Genomic DNA, 22,295 nt, shown 5'->3' with positions numbered 1-22,295 from the left:
ATCACACTAATATGACAGAAGTATGACAAGAAGAAATAATTGGAGAAAATTTTGAAAGGGCACGATGCATTGGTTGCCAAAGCTAAGAATTGCACGCTATGCGCCCCTTATCTACCGCAAACACCCAACCCTATTTTTAGCACTGCCGCACCAACCAAGATACTTATTATTGGACAAGCACCGGGGATGAAAGCGCATGAAAATGATAAGGCTTTTGCGGATCCGAGCGGAGATCGGTTACGCGATTGGCTATCGATTTCTAAAGAGACCTTTTACAACCCGCGGATAGTTTCTATTATGCCAATGGGCTTTTGCTTTCCAGGTTATAGAAACGGCGCTGATGCTCCTCCCAGAAAAGAATGTGCGCCTACGTGGCACAATCAATTTCTTTCTTATTTAGAACCTAAAATAACGCTTTACCTAGGTAGATACTCGCAACAGTATTACTTACCACAATACAAAACATTAACTGAAGCTGTACGCAGTCCGACTGAAACACACTTCGTCCTTCCCCACCCATCTGGTAGAAACAACAGGTGGCTCGCAAAAAATCCTTGGTTTGATTTAGATATCCTCCCTAGGTTGCGACACACGATCGAGTCTGTATTGAAAGTTTAGTCGTGCTCTTCAAGAAACGCTAAGAGCGCGTCGAACGGCATGGGCTTCGCATATAGATACCCCTGAGCTTCGTCACAGCCGAGCTTTATCATGTAACTCGCCTGCTCTCTTTTTTCCACGCCTTCAGCAATAGTCAGTAAGCCTAGCTTGTTCCCCAGCGTTACTATGGTTTCAGCTAACACTGCACTTGCGCCTGGCTTAATATCTTTAACGAATGAACGATCAACCTTTAGCCGGTCTAGCGGTAGCTGCTGTAGATAACTCATGGAGGAAAAGCCTGTTCCAAAGTCATCAATGGCTATTTTAACGCCGAATTCTTTTAGTGAGCGCAAAGCATCAATAACAATTTGTGGTTCATCCATCACCACACTCTCCGTTATTTCGAGTTCTAATAAGTTCGGGTCGCAGTTGGCTTTGGAAAGTGCTTGTTTTACTTTCTCCACAAATAACCTGTCGCGAAATTGTGGAATAGAGATGTTAACAGCAACTCTAAGATGCCCGTAGCCCTTGTCTTTTAACGCTTGAAGGCGTCGGCATGACTCTTCCAAAACCCATTCACCAATATCAACAATAAGCCCAGAATACTCGGCCAACGGAACAAAGACAGCAGGAGAGATATAACCGCCCTCGCCATCGGGCCAGCGAAGTAGGCCTTCCATACCCACCACTTTTTCATTCAGTAAATCCACCTGCGGTTGAAACCACAGTTCCAACTTACGTGCCGCAAAATCACTGCGAAGTTGGCGAATCATATCAAGGCGCCAAGTTGTCTGATCTTCGATATCTTTGGCATAATATTCAAAGTTATCAGTCAGGTTTTTCTTGGCGCGATTTAGCGCGATGTTAGTACGCTTTAAAATTTCGATACCAATGTGACGTTTATTATCCAGCTTACATAGTCCAAGAGTAACGTTTACAGGTAGGGTGTGATCACCGACCAGAAATGAAGACTGAAAAATATTGTTGATTGATTTAGGACAAACTAGTTCATCCGGGCCAATAAGACCAAACACGTCGGCACCTATGCGGCCCTTTTGAACAGAAACATCTAGCGAAGAATGAAAGCGCTCGCTAATTGCTCGTAAAAGCTCATTACCAACCTCTTGGCCAAGACCATCATTGATATCAGAAAAATGATTTACATCAATAAGTGCAACAGTATAATTTTCTCCCGCAAACAGATGAGGTTTATCAAGCATGTTGATAAATTCGTTACGGTTAGGCAAACGCGTTAACCAATCTCTAAAGGCAGCGTTTCTCAACTCATGAAACAAATTGACGTTTTCATAACCTACCGAAATGCTAGATAAGAATACTTCTAGAAGGTTTTTATCCAATTCACTGATTTCGTGAGTTTGCCTGACGTATACGGCGGCTTCGAACCCTGCGCGACTTATATAAAGCACAGAGCAGGTTGCCTCAAATATGTGCTGTTTAAGCCGTAAACAACGACTTATATTTTCTTCAATTTCAATGTTGTTAACGTCTACGACCGGGTGATTGATAAATTTCGCATATTCACCCGCGGCACCAAGGACATACACTTGTTCGTCGTCTTGGTCTAAAAGGGAGCCGGCTCGGGCACATAGCAGCCCTTCAGAGTCGAGGCCTATAAGAGAACTAATTTGCGTAACAACCCCTTCACAAAACTCCTTAACCGAATGTTCTTCAAACAAATTCGCCGACGAGGTAATTATCTTTTCTAAGCCAGCGCGACTTTGACTAATGGTTACAATTTGCTGGTAAGAGCGCAGCGAAGAAATAATGGTTGTAAGGAGCTTGGAGCGCGTAAGTTCCGTTTTCGTTTTGTAGTCGTTAATATCGTAAATTTTTATGACTTGCTCTTCAGGTGCATAACCTGGCTGTCCTGTACGCAAAATAATACGAGGCTCGTACAATTTCATGTCTTCACGAATATATTTAACGACATCAAAGCCTGCATCGTCGGTTTCCATCACAACATCTAGCAAAATGATAGCGATACTGTTACCGAATTCGTGAAGTTTTTCTTTTGCCTGTTTTGCAGAATAGGCGTGAATGAAGTTTAATTTGCGATCGTTTACGGTGAGATCAGATAGCGCAAGACGTGTTACCGTATGAATTTCCTCATCATCATCGACAATAAGAATATTCCAGTCTTTGCCCAATAATACAGGCTCTGTAACTGAATCATCGTCATCTAAAAAAATTAACTCGTCGTTATCGTAATCCATTGCCGACATTACCGCTCATTTCCCCGATACATACAAAACAAGAATGCACGACTTACTGTATTAAGGAGACAATCGCATTGATAAATGGGTTACGCAATGCAATAGTGCTCTCATGTTACATGCTAATTTACATTCAATTATTTAAATCAATATGAAGATTACACCTCAGCATTTGCCCCCTGAGATTAAAAAAACTCAGAACACGGAAGTCAGTAACGCGAAAGCGCCTAGTGACAACCCCGCTGCTGATAAAATGGCGAGCTCTATCAAAGCGGATGCGAGCCGCCAACGCATGTTGTCATGGTTTGCTAGAGTGGGTATTAGCCCTTCTATGATGTCTCCTGATCCTAAAAAGCAAAAACATGCGCTGGAACGAAGGAAACAAATTCTAGAAACCCAAAAAGCGAGCAATCTTCAGTCTGTTTTAAATATAGCACTAAATGTTTCAATCAACGAACAAACTAGCGATAATCTTGATGCAGATTGGTTTTTTGCCTTTAGTACCATGGCCGAGGAAATTTACAGCCAACCAATGCAAGAATTGTGGGGCAAGATTTTTGCCGTTGAGGTCGCTCATCCCGGTAGTTTTTCACTTCGCACTCTGCAATTGCTCAAAACGCTCACGCACAGAGATGCCAAAGTATTTAATAAGGCAGTTAACGTAGCGAGTCGAAAAAGTAATGATTCCGTACCGCGCATATTGGTGGGGTATCATAAACGTAAAGGTCTGCTCTCGTTTCTCAAAAAACCCATTCCAGAACAATTAAATTTAGCCTCTGTTGGACTTAGTTACCCAGACCTATTGTCGCTGCAGGAAATGAAGTTAATTTATGCCAGTGAAATCGAGAGTGGAGAATATGTAGAGGGGCAACAGGTCACATGGCGATGTGTTAATGAGAATATAACGCTTACATGTAAAACTTCTGGGGCTGCTTTGGTTTATTACAAGTTTACTTCTGTAGGCAGTGAGCTTTACAAACTGGTTACTAAATCCTCTAACGAAAGGTATTTACAAGAATTGAAAAAAGTATTGGGCGAGGTATTCAACATAAGTTAAATACCGTCACCAAATTCGTGTAATCCACATTCGCGCTTTAACCCGAAGAAGCGGGTATCCTGCTCACTCATACCTTCTTGCAGCGACTGCGTTGTATGCCAATCGCCAATTGAAACATAACCTTGCTCCCAAAGCGGGTGATAAGACAAGCCGTTATCTTTAAGGTAGTAGTGGAGGTCTTTGTTGCTCCAATCGATAATTGGGTATAGCTTGAACTGCTGTCCCACTTTTTGCAGAACAGGCAGTTTGCCACGGGTATCAGATTGACTTCTGCGCAAACCTGCGAACCAGGTACCCGCATTCAGTTCACCCAACGCACGCTGCATTGGTTCAACTTTGTTCATCTTGTTGTATTTTTCAATACCTTCGATGCCTTGTTCCCAAAGCCTACCAAAGCGCGCTTCTTGCCACGCAGATGACATTTTTGCGCTGTAAACGTGCAAGTTTAAATTAAGCTTTTCAACCAGCTCATCAATAAATTTGTACGTTTCTGGAAACAAATACCCAGTATCAGTGAGCACAACGGGGATATCCGGTTGTGCTTGAGTCAGCATGTGCAGCATAACTGCCGACTGCGCTCCGAAACTCGAAGACACAATATGAGTATCGGGCAAGTTGTCCAGCGCCCAAGCTACTCGCTCTTGCGCTGTCATTTTTTCCAACATATCGTTGATATCAGCAAGGTCTTCCTTGCTGATATCAAGCGTAAGTGGTTGCTGCTTTTCTGCTGTATTATTCGTCATAGAAATCCCGTGCGGAGTCTACTACTGGTTTTACAACACCAGCGCGAACAACATAATCACCAAAGGCCTCGCCACTCTCACGCTCTTTAGCCCATTGACCAAGTAGCGTATCTAACTCTGCCATGATTTCTTGTTCGCTAATGTTTTCTCGATACATACGTGGGATACGCGTACCTTCTCGGTTGCCACCTAAGTGCAAGTTGTACTTGCCTGGACCTTTACCTACCAAGCCAACTTCAGACAACATCGCGCGACCACAGCCATTAGGACAGCCAGTTACGCGGAAGATAACGCTGTCTTCTTCTAAACCGTGTTTGGCAAGCAAGCCTTCTAGCTCGGTAACAGCATCTGGCAGGTAACGCTCAGCTTCTGCCATCGCTAGCGGACAAGTTGGCAATGCAACACAGGCCATTGAATCAAGGCGCTGATTAGAAACACTTGGCGCAATGAGGCCATGCTCACGAGCTAAGGCTTCTACTTTGTCTTTGTCCTGAGGTGGAACGCCAGCAATAATCAAGTTCTGGTTCGCGGTTAAACGGAAATCACCTTTGTGTATTTTGGCAATTTCTGCGCAACCTGTTTTTAGCGTTTTACCTGGGTAATCCAAAATACGACCATTTTCGATAAACACAGTCAGGTGGTATTTGCCGTCAATGCCTTCAACCCAGCCAAAACGGTCACCACGGTCGGTAAATTCGTAAGGTCGGCTATCTTGGAAAGTCACGCCTGCGCGCTTCTCAACTTCAGCTTTGAAGTTGTCTACGCCAACACGCTCTAAGGTGTATTTGGTTTTCGCGTTCTTACGATTAACACGATTACCCCAATCACGCTGCGTGGTAACAACCGCAGCGGCAACGTCTAGCGTGTTTTCCAGCGGTATAAAACCAAAGTCAGAGGCTTTACGCGGATACGTACTCTTATCACCGTGGGTCATTGCTAGACCACCACCAACAAGCACGTTAAAGCCAATTAGCTGACCATTTTCTGCAATCGCAACAAAGTTAAGGTCGTTTGCGTGAACATCAACATCGTTTTGCGGAGGAATAACCACGGTAGTTTTAAACTTACGCGGCAGATAGTTATCACCCAAAATAGGCTCAACAGGCTTTTCAGTGGTCTCAACTTTTTCACCATCTAACCAAATTTCAGCATACGCGCGAGTTTTGGGAAGTAAGTGTTCACTTATCTTTTTAGCCCATTCAAATGCCTGAAGGTGAAGCTCCGATTCAACTGGATTAGACGTACATAGCACGTTTCGGTTTACATCACCCGCCGTTGCAATAGAGTCGATGCCAGCTTTATTTAGCATTTGATGCATAGACTTAATCTTAGGCTTTAACACACCGTGAAACTGGAAAGTTTGGCGAGTGGTTAAACGAATACTGCCATACATGGTGTGGTCAGCTGCAAACTTATCAATCGCTAGCCATTGGTCAGGCGTGATAACACCACCCGGTAAACGCGCGCGAAGCATCACATTATGAAGCGGCTCAAGTTTTTGCTTTGCACGTTCTGCTCGAATGTCACGGTCGTCTTGCTGGTACATACCGTGGAAGCGAATAAGCTGGAAGTTATCAGCTGTGAAACCACCGGTAAGATCATCTTTAAGATCGGTAGTGATGGTACCGCGCAAATTATTACTCTCGCGCTTTAGACGCTCGTTGTCAGCCAGTTTGCCCTCAACGATAAATGGTGATTTTTCGTTACTCATTAATAGACATCCTTCTGATAACGTTTCGCTTTTCGTAACTCTACAATATAGGCTTTAGCATCGGCCTCAGATTTTCCGCCGTGCTCCTGCACAATATTGATTAAGGCGTTTTCTACATCTTTCGCCATGTGCATTGCATCACCACACACATAAAAGTGTGCGCCCTGCTCTAGCCATTCGTACACTTCTTTACCGTTTTCTAATAAGCGGTGCTGAACATATACTTTTTCTTCTTGGTCACGAGAGAATGCAAGCGTAATTTTATCTAGCAGACCTTCTTTAACGTAACCTTGCCACTCTACCTGGTATAGGAAATCTTGCGTAAAATTAGGGTTGCCGAAGAACAACCAATTTTTGCCCTCAGCGCCTTGCACATCACGCTCTTGCATGAAAGATCTAAACGGCGCAATACCTGTACCCGGTCCTACCATGATCACTGGCGTATTAGGATCTTCCGGCAAACGGAAGTTATCGTTGTTTTCAACGAAAACTTCTACCTCACCATTTTCTTCTAAATATTCGCACAAGAAGCCAGACGCACCACCTTGATGACGGTGGCCAAACGCTTCATAGTCGACGTGAGCTACCGTTAAGTGTACTTCATCTTCAACGTCAGCTTGGCTCGATGCTATTGAGTACAAGCGTGGTGTTAATGGGCGCAATGCATCAACAAGCTGCTGTTCAGACAGCTTACCTGGGTGGTCACGCACGATATCAATGATTTGACGCTCAGCCATGTAAGTACGCAGCTGCGCTTTATCTTCCATCAAGGTCGCTAACGATTCAGAGCCGGTCGCTTCTTGATAAGACTTAATGAAATTAGGGTAGCTTAAGGTTAATTCAAGCTTGGACGTTAATGCATCAGTTAACGACATTGTCGCATCACCTACAGATACTTCAGCATTGCCATCTAACGACAAAATACTAATAAGCTCTGATACCAAAGAAGCAGCGTTCTTGAACCAAACGCCTAGCGCGTCACCTGGTTTGTAGGTAATTCCACTATCTTCAAGGCTTATTTCAATGTGACGGATATCTTTAACTGAATCGCGACCCGTAATCTTCTGGGCATCAATCAACGTTGCCTTGAACGGTGCCTTTTTGGTGTAAGTCTGTGCTGCTACACCCTGCACTGCTGCGCCAGTTTGCGCCGCTACCGCTGCCTGTGGTGCCGCACTAAAATCATCTTTTAATGATTCAATAAGCTTGTTTAACCATGCTTCGGCTTCCGCTTCATAGTCAACATCACAATCAAGGCGCTCAACAATAGGCTTACCACCTAACTTACCTAAGCGCTCATCGAAGTCTTTACCTGTTTGGCAGAAAAACTCGTAACTGCTATCACCTAACCCCACAACGGCGTATTTAGTGTTCGCAAGCTTCGGGGCTTTTTTACCCGCTAAGAATTCGTGCAGTTCGATGGCATCATCAGGTGCATCGCCTTCACCGTGCGTACTTACAAATACCGCTACGTGGGTTTCTGCTTTTAAGTTGCGAGGCTTGTAATCAGCCATGCTAACAAGCTTGCTGTTAAAGCCTGCTTCCTCTGCTTTGGCTTGACACTGCGCAGCCACACCTTTCGCATTACCTGTTTGTGAGCCATACAGTATAGTTAGCGTTGGCGCATCACCCGCTACGGCAGGCGCGCTTTGTAAAGCAGGGGCAACCGAGCCGCCTTGCGCAGCCGCCATGCCTGCTGCATAGCCACTTACCCAAGTAAGTTGATCACGATTTAAGCCTGCAATGGCTTGCGTAATGGCATTCCACTGCTGTTCGTTTAATACCGCGCCTGGCGCTGAGTTCGAATTAGAATCTTGTGACATAGTCTTTTAGCCTTTTATCAATGGCGCTAAGGCTAACGGCTTTCTACAAGAAGAGAAAAGAATAAATGAAACTTTTTTATTACTGAAAGTGCTAATGACTAAGTGAATAAGTAATAACGCACCTAAACGTTACCCTCGAAAAATAAAAAAGGCGTGAACTGCACAAGCAGGCACGCCTTTAAATACAGATAGTTAGTGCTTAAAAATGAAGTTCTAAGCCTGCGAATACACCGTCAAATTCCATGTCAGCGTAAACATCATCAAGGTCTTCAATATCAACTGTTACGTTTCTGTAACCAACTTGAAGCGTCATATCGACTGCTAAACTTTCAATAAATGAATATTGAACTGCCGCTTGATAATCACTCAGCTCATGGTCATCGAATGACAAATAGCTACCTTCAAAATATGCAGATAGCCCAGTGAACGGAAGCCCTAGCGAAACTTTCGAATATGCCATAGGCACTATGCCCGAAAATTCAGCCGAGCCACTGGTATCACTTGCTGTATCGACAACAAACAATGCACCATCGATGTACTTAGCATTTACACCAAGATCAAAGCTTACCAAGTCGTTATCGAATAACTCGTAGTACAAGATGAAATCCGTTGCATCAAGCTCAATATCAGTATTGACCACAGTACTTTCTGTAAACAACTGATCATCAAATGTAAAGTTGGCATCAAGCGCAGTAGTGCCTGAATTATCTAGCGTAGTGTGATTTACCTTCACATTCGGTAAAAAAGGCACTGGGTGTTCAAAGGCAATATATAACGCCGTATTGGTTTCATCGTCAAAGTTGAAATCAGCAGTGTTGTTGCTATCTGCAAAACCGCCTTGCGTGTCGGTTTGCCAAACTTGAGCTCCAACATAAACGCCTGCGATAGTGTCTGCTTGAGATGAAACTGAAAATAATGCGCATCCCAATGCGGCAGCTATAAGACCTTTTTTCATTAATTATCCTTGATTAAGAAGTTCTGATATTTCAATTAAAGCAGCGTTTGCGCGAGAAATATAGTTAGCCATAACTAAAGAGTGATTAGCTAACATACCAAAGCCACTGCCATTTAAAATCATCGGACTGTAAACAGACTGTTGTGTTGCTTCCAGTTCGCGAATGATTTGCTGAAGACTAACTAATGCATTCTTATCTTCAAGCACATCGTTAAACTCAATTTCTACAGCTTTAAGAAAGTGTAGAAGAGCCCATGTTGCGCCACGCGCTTCATAAAAATTATCATCTAACTTCCACCAGCTTGTCTGTACAACGCGTTGACTGGTGCTAGGTGTAGATTGCTTCGCGTTAGCGTCTCCAGCTAAATCTGTATTAACTCTAGCAGATCCTACGCTGGCGCTTAATCTTTGTGAATAGCTACCCAACCGTTTTTCAACCTGCTTCAACCATTCTCGCAGGTTATCTGCTCGGGTATAGAACTGGCTGTCTGAATTACGTGTGTTTGCCAACTCGTCTCGGTACTTCTTAAGAAGTTCGATACCCTCAGCATAGCTAGATTCAGACGAAGGTAATGCCCAGCTTTTATGGTCCATATTGAATTTAGGGTGAGCTTTTGTCAGGTATGGGTTTTCAATTGATTGAGATTGAGAACGGCTGAAATCCTTACGCATAGAAAGCGCGAGGTCTCGCACCATCTCTAATGCTCCAAATTCCCAAGCTGGCATATTATCTAAAAAGACACCGGGGGGGATAACATCATTTGAAAGATAGCCACCAGGCTTATCTAGCAAAGTTTCTGACACATCAATCATAGTGGTAGTTAGTGTGTAACCCGCTATATTTGTAGGGTTCTCAACGGGTGAGTTCTGTTCCAAGCGCTTCCTGACATCGAATGTATCTGGAGATAAACTCCAATACCAACCAATTAACCAGAAAAGTAAAAAAATCACCACAGCGACAATCGCTATTCGTTTTGAGTTAATAGATTGTCTCATATAAACACCAACCTTCCTTTTAAATAACAAATAGCCGACGATGGTCAGCTATTTGAAACAACTAATATTATGTGAAAAATGCGAAACCTTTATGACGGTTATCGACATAACACCATCTTTTACTACGTTAACACAATATAAATTTATTTATGCTAATTATAAAGTATGATGCATGTTTGTATCATTTTGCTGCTTATAAGCAGCAGAGTTGCGATTTTTCAGCGCATATAGTGCAATACCGATAAGAATAATTGGCCAGAAAGCGCTAACGCCCATAATAAGTAGCGCTAGGAAGCCGGCGCCAAGCGCTAACAGAATCGTTCCAACAACACTTATTGCGACAACAAAGCCAACAACAGCAAGGGCAACCCCAATTAGCGAGAGCACGGCCATGTTTTCCCAAGGGCTAAGCAGTTCGTCAGACATGACAAGATGCATACCTAGCCAGCTATCTACAAGGCTACCCAAACAGTTAACCAGTACAATGGCAATAACCAGTGCAATTAGAAAGTTTTTCATTACACTAATCTCGGTAATAGGATAACGGCAGCCACGTAAGCCACTAGTGTGATGGGGGTTGCGATAAATAAACCCGCTACCGCCGCCGCTCTTACCCATACTGCATCGATATCAAAATAACGTGCAACACCTGCACACACACCTGAAATAATGCCAGAATCAAGGTCTCTATAAATTCGCTTCTGTGATGGTACTTTCATCATCTTCTCCAAAAATGTTTCTTTCGATATCTACAATATAAGTTGGCGGCGCCTAAGGTCGCTTAGGCGACCTTTTTCTTCTTAAGCTCTGCCAGCTCCTTTTCAATCGCTTCGTCTGCTTCCATTGCATCGAACTCAGCTTGTAATGATGTTGCTTCGCTCGACTTCGTTAAGTCATATGCATCCACTTGCGCTTCAAGATGGTCAATGCGCTGTTCGTAGCTTTCAAAACGCATCATTGCATCGTCAATTTTTCCTTCATGATCAGCTTGCTTCACTTTTAAGCGTGTTTGCGCTGAATTTTTGCGTTGAATTAAGGTTTTTTGCTTAGCTTTGGCTTCTGCCAACTTACTGTTCAGTCTTGCAGTATCGCCTTGAATCTTTTCGATGCTTTCTGCTAGTTGCGCTTCTTGCTCTTTAAGAGAGTCAAGTTTCGAAACATACTTCTGCTTTTCTATAAGCGCCGCTTTTGCCAAAGACTCTTTGTCATTGTTCATTGCGATCTGCGCTTTATGCTGCCAACTATCAACTTGTCTGTTTGCTGCTTCCATATGACGCGCTAGCGTTTTTTGCTGAGCAATAAAGCGCGCCGCGTCGGTGCGAACTTCAACCAGGGTTTCTTCCATTTCTTGAATAATCAAACGAATGATTTTTTCAGGATCTTCAGCTTTATCTAACATCGCGTTGATGTTTGCTTGAACAATATCGTTAATGCGTGAAAACATACCCATGATTCTTTCTCCGTTAAAAGTAGTGTTGTGGTTCCCAGCATTTATTCTTAAGTTCACACACTGCTGGTTACCGCTGACTGAGTTCTCCTCAACACTTTTAGTATTACAATGACCATGCCACTTATTTAAATCATTGATATATATTTGTTTTATTGAATTTTGAGCTTAAAACTGCTTTTTAACTTAACGTTTAGATACGATAAATTAGTGTATTTAACCAACCCTATTGTTAAATTGACCACTTCCGGTTTGACGGCATTTACACTGTGTCCTTATAAACTTATTTCATTACTAAACATGCATAAAAAAAGCGCCCGTAGGCGCTTTTATCGATGCTGATTGACGGTTAATCAGCGTCTTTATCTGTATCTTGGTTACCAGCTTCCGTTACAGCTAAGTCGGTAACACTTACTTTCCCGTTTCCACGTACCTCTTGAGGGCTCAACTCAAAATGATAGGTAGCGTTAGCCACTGCTTGGTACACATCAGACTTTATTTCTTGTGTAGTTGTAGTTACTGCATTTGAAACTACATGCGTCAAAAATGTTTGAAGCACTGACTCTTCTGCATTTGCTACACCGCTTGCCATGCTTGCTGTCAGTAAAGTTGCTGCGATTAGTGAAGTTTTCATGTTATCCCTCTAAATTTAGTCAGTGCAACAACACGTTGTCGTCGCGATACTTAGAGGATTGCGAGAGGTGTGCCAACTCCTTAAAAAGAATTTAAGCAGCTGATTTATATAAACTTAAAGAAAAGCCCGCAAAAATGCGAGCTTCGGATACAATTGAACAAATATTAAACTTTGGTCAAAAATACTAAGTTGTTAGCCTTTTTGACTATTGTACTCAGCAACTTCTTTTTGCGCGCTCTCTACGGCATCTAAGGCATTTAGAAGTAAATTAGGATCTGGATTTTTGCCTGTACCATTTTGGCTTAAGTATCTTCGCCAAATTCGTCCACCCGCTTGCCCTTGATAAAGGCCCAGAATGTGGCGAGCTGCATGCCATGGCTTAAAATAGGGATCCTCTTGGCGCTCAATGTACTGCTGCATTTGAAGTACTATTTCACGACGTGACAGACTTTGTGCTTTAGCGTCACCAAATATGTCTTTATCAACGGTAGACATGATATAGGGGTTTGCGTAAACCTCGCGGCCAACCATAACACCGTCAACGGTCTCTAGCTGTTGCTGGGTTTCGGCGAGTGTTTTAATACCACCGTTAATGCTAATTGATAATTCAGGGCGCGCCTGTTTTAGTCTGTGAACCCTAGGGTAATTTAAAGGCGGAATTTCTCGATTTTCTTTTGGGCTTAAACCTTGTAGCCATGCTTTTCTTGCATGAACAATAAAGGTGTCACAGCCTGCGTCTGCCACTATATCGATAAAACGAGCAAAGTCTTCATCTTCGTCCATGTCGTCAATACCAATACGGCATTTTACAGTTACGGGAATATCTACCACAGCTTGCATAGCCTTAACGCAGCTAGCTACCACTTCAGGTTGCGCCATCAAACAGGCACCGAAGCTACCGTTTTTTACTCTATCGCTTGGGCAGCCTACGTTTATGTTTACTTCATCGTAGCCGCGCTCTTGAGACAACTCGGCACACTTGGCCATATCAGACGGCTCACTTCCGCCTAGCTGAACAGCCACTGGATGCTCCTCTTGGTTGTAACCAAGGTAATCGCCTTTACCGTAAATAATCGCGCCTGTAGTGACCATTTCAGTGTAAAGCAGCGTGTGCTTAGACATTAATCGTAAAAAGTAGCGACAATGGCGGTCCGTCCAATCCAGCATAGGGGCAACAGAGAAGCGCCTGTCGATAGCAGGTCTAACATAATTCTCATTTAAAACTTTAATATCAGGCACTTACAGCAGTCCTCAAATAATCAGCAATGCCAAAAGCATTGGACTTTTCACGGTTTTTAGTCCCCATTAAGGGAACGCGGTGCCCAAATGGTGGAATAATTTTCCGCTTTGGCGCACCCTCTACAATGGGTCAAATAAGATGGCTAATATTAGCATAACTAAGGGAACGAGAAAAAATGGAGTTTCCTATACAGCAAGGGTTAGACAGAAGAAAAGTGGCATTATTACGTTTTCTAAAAGTAAAACATTCAATACTAAGTCAGCGGCTAACAAATGGGCGAAAGAAACCGCTCATAAGGTGGAAAATAATACAAAAGACGAGCCGTATTCCTACATCGATATCTCTTTAGGAGAGTTAATTCAAAATTATATTAAAGCCAAAGATGGCTCAGATAAGCCTTTAGGAAGAACGGCGCGATACAGTCTAAACCAACTATGCCGTTATCCTATCGCAAAGGTAATTGCTAGTAGATTGAATTCAAATGACATCGTTGACTTTTGTCTTGAGCGCAGAAAAAAGACTGCTTCACAGACAATATCTATAGATGTGAGCTGTTTAAGAAAGGTACTGCGAGTTGCAAAGTCAATGTTTCACGTAGCCGCTGATGACAGTGCCGTGATAAACGCATACCCCGCTCTTCACGATTTAAAGCTAATTGATAAGTCAAATAAACGTGACCGACGAGTCAGCGCTGATGAATATTCAGTGCTTCTCAGAGAGTTTCAAAAAATGTCTTATCACCACTGTAACGAGATCCCATACACAGATATGTTCATGATGTCTTTACTAACGTGTTGTCGTATTGGTGAACTTTGTGAGCTTAAATGGAAAGACTTGAATGTATAGCAACGCCATATTTTAGTGAGAAACCGGAAAAGTCCTAGCGGTTCACAAAACAACAATTCGATATTACCGCTTTTAGGGGAAAGCCTTTCTATCATCCTTGGACAACCTAAGTTCGAAGAGCGTATATTTCCATATAACCCTAGAAGCGTGACGGCTGGTTTTCGACGCGCTCGTAAGCGACTTGGAATAGTAGACTTACGATATCATGACCTGAGGCGAGAGAGCGTGTCACGAATGGTTGAGAAAGGTTTTAGCGTGTTAGAAATTGCTGTTTACACGGGTCACAGGGACATCGATATGATCGTAAAAATTTACAACGCTGCCCGAGCGGTGAATATTTCTAGATGAAAGTAACTTGGTCGAAGGCCTATTGAACAAACCATTGTTTCACCGTTGGTCTATTGATGGCTTTGAGTAACAACAAGCCTTAAATGCGACTGAAACAATTAGTAGTTCGCAACGTTATGAATTTCTTAAACACTGCATGTTTACGATGTATTAGATGCTTGTAGGGTTTAAAACAGAAGGGCATCCATATGGGGATGCCCTTAATACAAAATGCTAGCCCTCGATTCGCTTATCAATGAACAGTGTTCTGTAGTTTGAAGAAAAGCCGTATGTTTCGCCTTTGAACGTTACAAATTTGGTTTTATACTCGTTTCTGCCTTGTACCCAAGGGATCTGCCTTGATACGCCTCGATAAAACTGTCTGGACATGATCGTGTTCCACTCACCCTTGCCTTGATAAAAGACTACCCCATTATCAAGCTCTACCGTTATAAATTCACCGTTTTCAAAAGTCAATCGGCCTGCTGCAATGGTAACTCTGTGAGCATTTGGTTCTGACATGAAACTAGGCTTAAAGCCTAATGCTAAGCTCTCGATGGTATCTTCGCTGTCGATCTTCTTGAAGCCCTCTGAAATGACTATAGCTTGAATATACATCGGCGTTTTGCCTTCTACAAACTTGCTCTCATCTTTTAGCTTGCCTTCGAAAATAAGAAACGGATTTTTGAAGTTTTCATGTGTTAGATTGCCAAGATGTTCAAAGGTATAGCCCATTTCATCAAAGGTCTGTTCGATTGCGTCGGCTGTAATTTCAACGGCTACTTCGCGAGCTTGATTTTCATTCTCAATCTTCTGGCCGTTTACCTCTTTGGGCAACCAAATTTGACCGATATTGTCATAAGCCCCATCAAAGATAAAATTGACTACACGAAATGCAGCATCGAACCCTGCTGCCGCATATTGACCTTGTGCGCTAAATGGGTTGTCTGTAATGAGTGATGCGCCCACTAACCCAAATGCTGGTGCTTCAAATTCCCACTCGCTGGCTTGTTGTAAAAGCTCCTGACGGTATTCTTTTCTGTCATCGTAGTCCATAAGATGACGTGCAATATAGCGAACAGACTGTAGTTCCTGTTTGCCCTCTGGTGTCTTTTCAATAATCTCAGCAGGTGTTGCATTAGCTAGCGCATTATTCTGCGTAATTACCAATGGGTCTGTTTCTGTGCTTGCGCAACCCGACAGTGCAATTGCTGCTGCCAGTCCTACTGCGAGGTGTAGTTTGATTTTCATGTGTCTAATCCCTTATTCGTTAGTTGTTTTTTTAAGGGGGGATATATTCGCATTATCTGATATATTGTCAAAAAAAATTATTTGCTATCATGGAAAGACTAAAAAAGGTACAGAACTAGCTATTAAGCATGAAACACAAGTAAATTAAGCTCGCCAATGCTTTATTAAGCAGGTGTTTGAGGTCTTTCCGTGCATCGAAGCAAAGTTTCTAGTGAGAAAAAGATAAGAATTTTGAAGTGAATGGTTGAGATAATTATTTGGGAGAAGCTAACTTATTTACTTCAATTGGATTGGTTACAATCTAACCTTACACTTTTAGTGATTGAGTGAAGCAAAACCTGACAGGCCGCTATGAGCGTAAAGCGGACCTTGGCTAAAACCACTGCGTTGGTCCGTTTCAGATAAGAAGCGGGCATTTAGGTTTCTCAATTCAGACTAGCGCTTTGTACCAGATGCGGACTATTAAACTTAATAAGCTTTTCATTACAAAACGTAGCTATGACTGTTTCTATTATGATGTGTGAACGCCTTTTCCAGCAACGGTTTTGTTGTATAGATTTTCAAGTTCGAACCTTTCCACAATTCCAGCCAGTCTCTCTGTTTGATTCGATTTAATAGCGTAAATCTCTCTATTATTTAGTTCAGACTTACTTAAGGCGAACCATACATCAAATAGTATATTGACTACTGAATAGCCTAACAAAGAATAAAAATAATTAAAATTTGGAGACATGTTTTCTTGAGAATTCGAGTCAAGTTTTACCCCCATCCCAAATTTGATTAAGAATTGTGAACTATTGTTCACCGCGTGCCATGGCGCTGTTTTATAATTTTTTTGTGCGCTGGCCTTCATACTTTTTGACAGAGCCAACATTTCATCTTCAAAAATTTTAAAAAATCTCTCGCAGTAAATTTCGAAATCATCCATTGCTTTATTTACATAATTTATATCATTTTCTGGGAAGAAAAAATGATAAAGGTTGTGTTTGCTTTTTAGCTCGTATTGATGAAACGCAATACTGTCGAGTAGCTCAGATTCAAAAAAATCTTCTATATATTTTTTATGATCCATAAATTGACTGAAGCTTTGATTTTCTATCGCTATCGAGATAGAGCGAGCCGTCTGTTTCGAGGAATGAAAGCGGGCGACTGAAATCGTAAACGGTATTGCTATTGAAGAAACAAAAATTGGAAGCGCCAATTGATCAAGCACCATCTTGTAGTCTACGGGGTTTGGTATACAAAAGCACCAAAGTGGTATCGATAGAGAAATACCTAAAGTTAAAAAAAGAATTAATGGATACCAAAAAGCAGCATGATGATGCAAAGCAGCTTTTTCATCAATTTTTAATGGATTTTTTATAAAGGCCATTTTTGTTTTTCAAATGTTACGATTCTAATATCATACATGAAAGAGTCTGCAGAACCTATGTGATTGAAGACCTCAATATTTTGCTTGAACGGCAGCTTTTGGCACATAGCTTCCAGTCATATGAAGTTCAGATCTTTTCATCGATACTGTTAGACCAGATATGAGCTATTACATGTTAGGTATGGCTGTAGAGGTAGTAGATAATGAATAAGACCAGAAGTAACCCACCCATACTTTTCCCAAATTCAAAGGTTAACTGGCTCTGACGTGAACCAAGCTCTTTTGCTATTACTTGCTCACCGCTCCTTGATATAGCGTCTAAAGCGCTATCTAGCTTATTTTGTGCAGCATCTTTTTCGGCTTCGCAGCTGAATGTCACCTCTTCAGTTACGACGGCCAAAGTAGCTGAAAATGCATGTTTTGAAAAGCGGTAGTTACCTTGAGAAAAAGTGCGCTTTTCGTGTTGAACGTTGACTATAGCGTTAGCGCCGACCTCATACGCCATGCACTCCAAATCATCTCGCTTATCGTTAGGGTTTCTCGAAAACGCCGTAATCACATCAATAGTATGTTCGACCGATAATTTATTAGGTAATGACCTGTAGGTCTTAAAAGGTGTTAATTGTTTTCCTCGAATTACGGGCTGAATGTAAAGCGATTTCGCAGTCAATCCTTTAGGCGATGGAGTCGGGTCAAACGTTACCGTCGCGCCCTTTGCGATATAACGTTCATGACATTTGTCTTCAAGGAAACTTAGGTGGAAAAAATAATCTTCACCATCGATGCCTTTAATAAAGCCAAATTTTTTTTGGGCCACATAGCTTATGATATGACCTTTTTGCATATTGCTCATGTAAATCATCTTATATTAGAGTCGGGTAACATCACGCGCTTACTGTTACACGTATTCAATTGCAATATTAATATTGCATCTGGTGTTCATCTAAGCTGCTTGAACCTGATTACCCTGAGGAACATCAAGCGTCAACTTGTTTATAATACCAAATATTACTTTTGCGACGTTTTTGTAGTCATCACCTGAGGTTTCATAAAGGTTGATGTAATGGTTTTCTGTGACGCCGAAATCCCTTGTTACAATCGTGAGAACACGCGAATCAACTGGCAATTCACACTTTAACACTGTCGAGTATTTAAATTGATTGAGAAGCGTCAGAGTTTTTTTTCTTGTATTCAAATCGATTGCCATAAAATGTCCAAGTTTCGTTAGCCTCAAGTACTGAATCGACCAGACTTTACTAGACAGATTTTCGTTTGAATTCTTCTAGCTTTTCATAAGCCAGTGGAGGCATATTATTCGCTTCACCATGCTTGCGTCTAGAGTTATAAAACATTTCGATGTAATCGAATATGTCGGCTCTTGCATGTTCACGTGTTGTATAAATTTTTCTCTTTATTCGTCCTCGCTTAAGTAGTTGGAAGAAGTTCTCCGCGACGACATTGTCGTGGCAGTTCCCTGGACGGCTCATGCTGGCTTTTAGGTTGTGCTCAGTTAGGAAGTCGCTCCATTCATAGCCAGTGAATTGACTTCCCTGATCTGAATGTATAAGTACCTGCTTTTTGGGCTTTCGTCGCCACACCGCAGCTAGTAGCGCTTGAGTAACAAGCTCAGATTCCATGCGAGAACTCATCGACCAACCAACCACAGCGCGAGAGTATAAGCCTAAAACTACGGCAAGGTAGAGCCAGCCCTCATGAGTGCGGATGTAGGTAATGTCAGTGACCCAGTATCTGTTCGGTGTAGCTACCGTAAATTGTCTATCAAGCACGTTATCGGCAACAACAGTAGGCTTGCCGCTGAAGTGGCCTTTATGTTTTTTATAACCGACTTGTGCCTTTATACCTTCTAGCTTCATCAATTTAGCTACACGGTGCTTACTGCAAGCTTCGCCTAAATCCTTAAGGTCACTCGTGACTTTTCTGTACCCATAGACACAGTCACTTTCTAGCCAAGAATGCTTAATTAACCCCATCAGGCGCTCGTCTTCTAACTGTCGCTTTGATTTCGGCTTATCCACCCATGCATAAAAGCCACTTCGTTGTATTGAGAGCGCTTCACACATGAGTTTTATTGGGTAATTCTTGAGCCTGGCTTTTATGAACGCGTATTTTTCTTTGACTCGCCCGCGAAAAATACAGTGGCTTCCTTTAGGATATCGCGTTCCATTGTTACGCGTTTAAGCTCTTTTTCTAGCTGCTTAATTCGGTCGGATTGTTCTTGAGATTGCTTATGTTCTTCACTGTCTGGGCCGTAGGATTTTATCCAGTTATAAAGTGAACTGCTAGTCACTCCCAGCCTCTCAGACACACTTGCCACCGAATAACCTTGATCGGTGACTTGTTTAACGGCTTGTATCTTAAATTCTTCTGTAAATCGCTGAGACATCTTTTCTCCTTAGTACACATAATTATAAAGCAATTAAGTGTCTAGAGAAGTCTGGTCGATTCATTACTCGCTTATAAATGTTATTTAAAGCGCTTATCTTGCTATCTGCATCGATAATTTTTTGCTCTAATTCTTCGAACTCAGCATGTACGACACGCCCTATTCGACGTCCCAAGCTCCTTTTTATTTCTCTCTGTTTTTTGATAATTGCCCTTCTGTCCTCGCTAGATAAAACACTATCTTCAATCCATTTATTGTTTTCTATTTGGGTAATTTTACGGACATCGCTTGCCACAGCGTAACTTTCATTGACGAAAGCTAACTTTTGTTTAAGTGCGGACATCTTTACATTTGTGGATTTTTTGTAGAACAACTTATTCCATCCGATTGATTTTAAAGTCCAAGCGCCAATTACACCTTTTTTAGCAACGCCGCCGCAAGAGTATTTTAATACTAATATCAACACATAAGCAGGAACTAAAAATGAACATACTTATTACACTTACACAAGGCGCTATCAAAAACGGCTACATAAACCTAAGAGGTAACCTAGACAAATTTGAGAGTCGGTATATTGGCGCAAGTGGTGAGGATCAGCATGGACATATGTTGCTACTTGATATAGGTGATGGCGAAACCTTCGGTAGCGATGTGTGCAGTACGTATCACCGTTTTCTCAATAGGACTGCCCTAAAAGCACTTGTACAGAAATATGGGGTTAAAGCGGGAGACACAATATCTCTTGAAAAGCTGTCAACCAGTCATTGGTCAATTTCAAAAATGTAGTCATAACCCCAGCGGGCGGTGGGTTTGGTAACACCCGCAACCAGGCTTTAACCTTCACTCCCCGATACAATCGGTTCGAAGATATTGGCTTTTTACAAGGATATTAATGCGATTAGGGGTATTGATAGAGAGGTAAAATCCAAAAGTGACTGGCTGACAGCGGGAAAGACCGCGATATTCCGAGTGTCTTGTATTTGAAAAAGCCTCAGCAAGGGGGGCTATTAGTAAAAAAGTAAATATCATTGTTTGGACTTATTTTTATGCGATTTTTGTGTAATAGTTATAAGAATCAAGAACAAGGAAAGTTGACGAAATGGCTATAACAATAAAACACACCTTTTTTGCCTTTCTTTTTGCCTCTTGCACTGTATATGCAGAAAGAGTAGCAACTCCATCAAATGATTTTAGTGAGCACTTCAGTTCCAATGTTCCCGTTTCAGGCAACATTCTTGTTGGCGCAATGTATTCTAGTGCACTTACCAGCACAGGCTTTCTTCTAAACACTTCCCATGAAGTGAGTCACTTTTGCTTTAAAGTATCTTCAATAGACGGGGCATATGTATCCGAGAATGATTACGAGCTTCAGGCAGATATTGAACCAAACTCTCAAACCGTATCTTTAGAGTACCCTACAAAGTTTGAAGAAATTCTCTCTAGCTTTAATCAAAACCAGCTAGCACCGTTAGCTACGACTGGCAGTTGCGAAGACCAGCGCTACCAACACGTTTTGCTTTCATCTAGAGTGGAACCGCAGAAGAACTCTGACGTTCTCTTTATGATTAGTTCTGGAAGAAGTGAGGTTTTCATGCAATTAAAATCAAACGAAGGTACTAGGGTAAAGGCTACTTGCGCTAGAATTGAAGACGGTAAAAGAACGTCATTCGATACTATTTGTTCTGTCCCTGCACTGTCTCTAGTTGATGAAAACTACAATGTGCAAATAGTCAGAAGAAAAAATGGAAGAAGCCTCCCTGCAACTCAGTTCACACTTTTGAAGAATAAATGAAACTTTCAATAGAACGAGTTACAGCAATACTTTCTTTGCGAAATAAGCGACTCAACGTTGGTTATTTTCTAATTGCAACGATTGGAATTGTTGCGGTCATTATTCTACTAGGTGATAGAACGAATATTTATAGCGTAAAAGGGCACTCTCAAACGCTATCAATTAAAACGACGAGTTCTGATATCAATGAGTGGTATTTTGATTCAGGTACTCTAGTAGCAGAAGATCTTTTTCTAGAGCCAATAACTCTTTCCAGCGAAAGATATTTCACTTTTTCATCTAATACAGAACTTCGCATAACGGCTGTGAATAGTGCTGGGCAACATAGAGTCCTGATTTCAGCAAAGAGTTCAAAACACTCTGGGACTCTTGAAAGTAGCGACGCTAGCACCCCTCTCTCAGGTTACCTCGAACTACTTGTGACGCTATCTAAAGACCTTGTACTACCTTTTGAAGGTAGAGCGTTTTTGGGCGAGGATGTAGGGCGCGATGTAGATTCTCTTTTGCTTGATGGAGAGGTAAATATACTTGAAAGCCGTTTTATGTCATCGGGAAGATATCAAGGCGAAACTTACACCTTAGACACTGGTGACAGAGCAACAATCGTAGACTTGAACAATGAATATATTTCAAAAGGATTTCTTCGCTTTACTGATGAAAACGCCTTTTACTTTTCGGTTGTATCAGAGGGCGATGGAGTACGAGTAACTCGATTCGGCAACGAAGACCTACTTTTAACACCTTCAATTTGGAGTCGAGTAACCAAAGATCCTGTTGTTGCTGCTATTACATCACTATTTGCATTAATGTTTTTACTTCTAGAATTCATTCTTCTTTTAAAGCAGACAATCAAAAATAAAGATTAA

The 22,295-nt window shown here is 41.9% G+C and carries 24 protein-coding genes; 7 read left to right on the top strand and 17 right to left on the bottom strand.

Features of this window, described 5'->3' with window-relative positions; translation table 11 throughout:
• The first annotated feature begins 39 nt into the window (after positions 1–39).
• Positions 40–618 carry a uracil-DNA glycosylase family protein gene (locus ACXAER_RS13475; RefSeq protein WP_474829989.1) on the top strand — a complete coding sequence of 193 codons (579 nt, stop codon included), beginning with the start codon at positions 40–42 and terminating at the stop codon, positions 616–618.
• On the opposite strand, the gene ACXAER_RS13470 is transcribed toward ACXAER_RS13475, so the two are convergent.
• Positions 615–2,840 carry a bifunctional diguanylate cyclase/phosphodiesterase gene (locus tag ACXAER_RS13470; protein WP_474829987.1) on the bottom strand — a complete coding sequence of 742 codons (2,226 nt, stop codon included), beginning with the start codon at positions 2,838–2,840 and terminating at the stop codon, positions 615–617. The two genes, ACXAER_RS13475 and ACXAER_RS13470, sit on opposite strands and share 4 nt — an antisense overlap.
• A gap of 283 nt (positions 2,841–3,123) precedes the next feature.
• Between ACXAER_RS13470 and ACXAER_RS13465 the strand changes: the two genes are divergently transcribed.
• The gene (locus ACXAER_RS13465; RefSeq protein WP_474829985.1) at positions 3,124–3,888 is read left to right on the top strand and encodes a TIGR03899 family protein; all 765 of its coding nucleotides are present in this window, start codon (positions 3,124–3,126) and stop codon (positions 3,886–3,888) included.
• Here ACXAER_RS13465 and ACXAER_RS13460 read toward each other — a convergent pair.
• From ACXAER_RS13460 to dusA, 10 genes are all read right to left on the bottom strand, one after another.
• Positions 3,885–4,631 (bottom strand): phosphoadenylyl-sulfate reductase, encoded by a 747-nt coding sequence (locus ACXAER_RS13460; protein ID WP_474829983.1) that lies wholly within the window; start codon positions 4,629–4,631, stop codon positions 3,885–3,887. The two genes, ACXAER_RS13465 and ACXAER_RS13460, sit on opposite strands and share 4 nt — an antisense overlap.
• Positions 4,621–6,342, bottom strand: a complete 1,722-nt coding sequence (cysI, locus tag ACXAER_RS13455) for an assimilatory sulfite reductase (NADPH) hemoprotein subunit (protein WP_474829981.1) — start codon at positions 6,340–6,342, stop codon at positions 4,621–4,623. Before cysI ends, ACXAER_RS13460 begins: the two co-directional genes overlap by 11 nt.
• Positions 6,342–8,165: an assimilatory sulfite reductase (NADPH) flavoprotein subunit gene (locus ACXAER_RS13450; protein WP_474829979.1), complete on the bottom strand. Its 1,824-nt coding sequence runs from the start codon at positions 8,163–8,165 to the stop codon at positions 6,342–6,344. The genes cysI and ACXAER_RS13450 overlap by 1 nt, the downstream gene beginning before the upstream one ends.
• Before the next feature lie 199 nt (positions 8,166–8,364).
• Positions 8,365–9,120 carry a TIGR04219 family outer membrane beta-barrel protein gene (locus tag ACXAER_RS13445; protein WP_474829977.1) on the bottom strand — a complete coding sequence of 252 codons (756 nt, stop codon included), beginning with the start codon at positions 9,118–9,120 and terminating at the stop codon, positions 8,365–8,367.
• A gap of 3 nt (positions 9,121–9,123) precedes the next feature.
• Entirely contained in the window at positions 9,124–10,116 is a 993-nt protein-coding gene (locus ACXAER_RS13440; protein ID WP_269918385.1) for a DUF2333 family protein, read from the bottom strand.
• A gap of 156 nt (positions 10,117–10,272) precedes the next feature.
• Positions 10,273–10,635: a hypothetical protein gene (locus ACXAER_RS13435; protein WP_474829975.1), complete on the bottom strand. Its 363-nt coding sequence runs from the start codon at positions 10,633–10,635 to the stop codon at positions 10,273–10,275.
• Complete coding sequence (locus ACXAER_RS13430; protein ID WP_025254029.1) at positions 10,635–10,835, bottom strand: PspC domain-containing protein; 201 nt, start codon at positions 10,833–10,835, stop codon at positions 10,635–10,637. Before ACXAER_RS13430 ends, ACXAER_RS13435 begins: the two co-directional genes overlap by 1 nt.
• A gap of 62 nt (positions 10,836–10,897) precedes the next feature.
• Complete coding sequence (pspA, locus tag ACXAER_RS13425; RefSeq protein ID WP_474829973.1) at positions 10,898–11,566, bottom strand: phage shock protein PspA; 669 nt, start codon at positions 11,564–11,566, stop codon at positions 10,898–10,900.
• Positions 11,567–11,912: 346 nt separating this feature from the next.
• Positions 11,913–12,197: a hypothetical protein gene (locus tag ACXAER_RS13420; RefSeq protein ID WP_474829971.1), complete on the bottom strand. Its 285-nt coding sequence runs from the start codon at positions 12,195–12,197 to the stop codon at positions 11,913–11,915.
• Positions 12,198–12,389: 192 nt separating this feature from the next.
• Positions 12,390–13,436, bottom strand: a complete 1,047-nt coding sequence (gene dusA, locus ACXAER_RS13415) for a tRNA dihydrouridine(20/20a) synthase DusA (RefSeq protein ID WP_474829969.1) — start codon at positions 13,434–13,436, stop codon at positions 12,390–12,392.
• Between the two features lie 139 nt (positions 13,437–13,575).
• On the opposite strand from dusA, the gene ACXAER_RS13410 reads away from it, so the two are divergent.
• On the top strand, positions 13,576–14,283 hold the full coding sequence (locus tag ACXAER_RS13410) for a hypothetical protein (RefSeq protein ID WP_474829959.1): 708 nt from the start codon (positions 13,576–13,578) through the stop codon (positions 14,281–14,283).
• Positions 14,284–14,298: 15 nt separating this feature from the next.
• A complete protein-coding gene (locus ACXAER_RS13405; RefSeq protein WP_474829957.1) occupies positions 14,299–14,631 on the top strand; it encodes a tyrosine-type recombinase/integrase in 333 nt (110 codons plus the stop codon).
• 213 nt (positions 14,632–14,844) lie between these two features.
• On the opposite strand, the gene ACXAER_RS13400 is transcribed toward ACXAER_RS13405, so the two are convergent.
• The 6 genes from ACXAER_RS13400 to ACXAER_RS13375 all read right to left on the bottom strand — a co-directional run bounded on the left by ACXAER_RS13400 (position 14,845) and on the right by ACXAER_RS13375 (position 20,103).
• On the bottom strand, positions 14,845–15,861 hold the full coding sequence (locus ACXAER_RS13400) for a hypothetical protein (protein WP_474829955.1): 1,017 nt from the start codon (positions 15,859–15,861) through the stop codon (positions 14,845–14,847).
• 511 nt (positions 15,862–16,372) lie between these two features.
• Positions 16,373–17,233 (bottom strand): hypothetical protein, encoded by an 861-nt coding sequence (locus ACXAER_RS13395; protein WP_474829953.1) that lies wholly within the window; start codon positions 17,231–17,233, stop codon positions 16,373–16,375.
• A gap of 175 nt (positions 17,234–17,408) precedes the next feature.
• The gene (locus ACXAER_RS13390) at positions 17,409–18,086 is read right to left on the bottom strand and encodes a cold-shock protein (RefSeq protein ID WP_474829951.1); all 678 of its coding nucleotides are present in this window, start codon (positions 18,084–18,086) and stop codon (positions 17,409–17,411) included.
• A 90-nt stretch (positions 18,087–18,176) separates the two neighbouring features.
• On the bottom strand, positions 18,177–18,440 hold the full coding sequence (locus ACXAER_RS13385) for a hypothetical protein (RefSeq protein WP_474829949.1): 264 nt from the start codon (positions 18,438–18,440) through the stop codon (positions 18,177–18,179).
• A gap of 49 nt (positions 18,441–18,489) precedes the next feature.
• A protein-coding gene (locus tag ACXAER_RS13380) for an IS3 family transposase (RefSeq protein ID WP_474829947.1) occupies positions 18,490–19,637 on the bottom strand; the annotation gives its coding sequence in 2 pieces (ribosomal slippage) (positions 18,490–19,397 and positions 19,397–19,637; 1,149 coding nt in all).
• A gap of 22 nt (positions 19,638–19,659) precedes the next feature.
• On the bottom strand, positions 19,660–20,103 hold the full coding sequence (locus ACXAER_RS13375) for a hypothetical protein (protein ID WP_474829945.1): 444 nt from the start codon (positions 20,101–20,103) through the stop codon (positions 19,660–19,662).
• Between the two features lie 17 nt (positions 20,104–20,120).
• Here ACXAER_RS13375 and ACXAER_RS13370 point away from each other — a divergent pair, with 17 nt between their 5' ends.
• The 3 genes from ACXAER_RS13370 to ACXAER_RS13360 all read left to right on the top strand — a co-directional run bounded on the left by ACXAER_RS13370 (position 20,121) and on the right by ACXAER_RS13360 (position 22,295).
• Positions 20,121–20,423: a hypothetical protein gene (locus ACXAER_RS13370; RefSeq protein WP_474829943.1), complete on the top strand. Its 303-nt coding sequence runs from the start codon at positions 20,121–20,123 to the stop codon at positions 20,421–20,423.
• Between the two features lie 313 nt (positions 20,424–20,736).
• Entirely contained in the window at positions 20,737–21,429 is a 693-nt protein-coding gene (locus ACXAER_RS13365) for a hypothetical protein (RefSeq protein WP_474829941.1), read from the top strand.
• Positions 21,426–22,295 carry a hypothetical protein gene (locus tag ACXAER_RS13360; RefSeq protein WP_474829939.1) on the top strand — a complete coding sequence of 290 codons (870 nt, stop codon included), beginning with the start codon at positions 21,426–21,428 and terminating at the stop codon, positions 22,293–22,295. The genes ACXAER_RS13365 and ACXAER_RS13360 overlap by 4 nt, the downstream gene beginning before the upstream one ends.

The sequence above is a fragment of the Alteromonas sp. AWJ4_199 genome (assembly GCF_056159165.1).
This window is presented reverse-complemented; position numbering and strand designations above follow the sequence as displayed.

What these genes read in the sequence shown, in the direction of transcription:
- ACXAER_RS13470 (WP_474829987.1), bottom strand. Translation starts at nt 2,840, where the DNA reads ATGTCGGCAATGGATTACGATAACGACGAGTTAATTTTTTTAGATGAC.
- ACXAER_RS13465 (WP_474829985.1), top strand. Translation starts at nt 3,124, where the DNA reads ATGTTGTCATGGTTTGCTAGAGTGGGTATTAGCCCTTCTATGATGTCT.
- ACXAER_RS13460 (WP_474829983.1), bottom strand. Translation starts at nt 4,631, where the DNA reads ATGACGAATAATACAGCAGAAAAGCAGCAACCACTTACGCTTGATATC.
- cysI (WP_474829981.1), bottom strand. Translation starts at nt 6,342, where the DNA reads ATGAGTAACGAAAAATCACCATTTATCGTTGAGGGCAAACTGGCTGAC.
- ACXAER_RS13450 (WP_474829979.1), bottom strand. Translation starts at nt 8,165, where the DNA reads ATGTCACAAGATTCTAATTCGAACTCAGCGCCAGGCGCGGTATTAAAC.
- ACXAER_RS13445 (WP_474829977.1), bottom strand. Translation starts at nt 9,120, where the DNA reads ATGAAAAAAGGTCTTATAGCTGCCGCATTGGGATGCGCATTATTTTCA.
- ACXAER_RS13440 (WP_269918385.1), bottom strand. Translation starts at nt 10,116, where the DNA reads ATGAGACAATCTATTAACTCAAAACGAATAGCGATTGTCGCTGTGGTG.
- ACXAER_RS13435 (WP_474829975.1), bottom strand. Translation starts at nt 10,635, where the DNA reads ATGAAAAACTTTCTAATTGCACTGGTTATTGCCATTGTACTGGTTAAC.
- ACXAER_RS13430 (WP_025254029.1), bottom strand. Translation starts at nt 10,835, where the DNA reads ATGAAAGTACCATCACAGAAGCGAATTTATAGAGACCTTGATTCTGGC.
- pspA (WP_474829973.1), bottom strand. Translation starts at nt 11,566, where the DNA reads ATGGGTATGTTTTCACGCATTAACGATATTGTTCAAGCAAACATCAAC.
- ACXAER_RS13420 (WP_474829971.1), bottom strand. Translation starts at nt 12,197, where the DNA reads ATGAAAACTTCACTAATCGCAGCAACTTTACTGACAGCAAGCATGGCA.
- ACXAER_RS13410 (WP_474829959.1), top strand. Translation starts at nt 13,576, where the DNA reads ATGGCTAATATTAGCATAACTAAGGGAACGAGAAAAAATGGAGTTTCC.
- ACXAER_RS13400 (WP_474829955.1), bottom strand. Translation starts at nt 15,861, where the DNA reads ATGAAAATCAAACTACACCTCGCAGTAGGACTGGCAGCAGCAATTGCA.
- ACXAER_RS13395 (WP_474829953.1), bottom strand. Translation starts at nt 17,233, where the DNA reads ATGGCCTTTATAAAAAATCCATTAAAAATTGATGAAAAAGCTGCTTTG.
- ACXAER_RS13390 (WP_474829951.1), bottom strand. Translation starts at nt 18,086, where the DNA reads ATGAGCAATATGCAAAAAGGTCATATCATAAGCTATGTGGCCCAAAAA.
- ACXAER_RS13385 (WP_474829949.1), bottom strand. Translation starts at nt 18,440, where the DNA reads ATGGCAATCGATTTGAATACAAGAAAAAAAACTCTGACGCTTCTCAAT.
- ACXAER_RS13370 (WP_474829943.1), top strand. Translation starts at nt 20,121, where the DNA reads ATGAACATACTTATTACACTTACACAAGGCGCTATCAAAAACGGCTAC.
- ACXAER_RS13365 (WP_474829941.1), top strand. Translation starts at nt 20,737, where the DNA reads ATGGCTATAACAATAAAACACACCTTTTTTGCCTTTCTTTTTGCCTCT.
- ACXAER_RS13360 (WP_474829939.1), top strand. Translation starts at nt 21,426, where the DNA reads ATGAAACTTTCAATAGAACGAGTTACAGCAATACTTTCTTTGCGAAAT.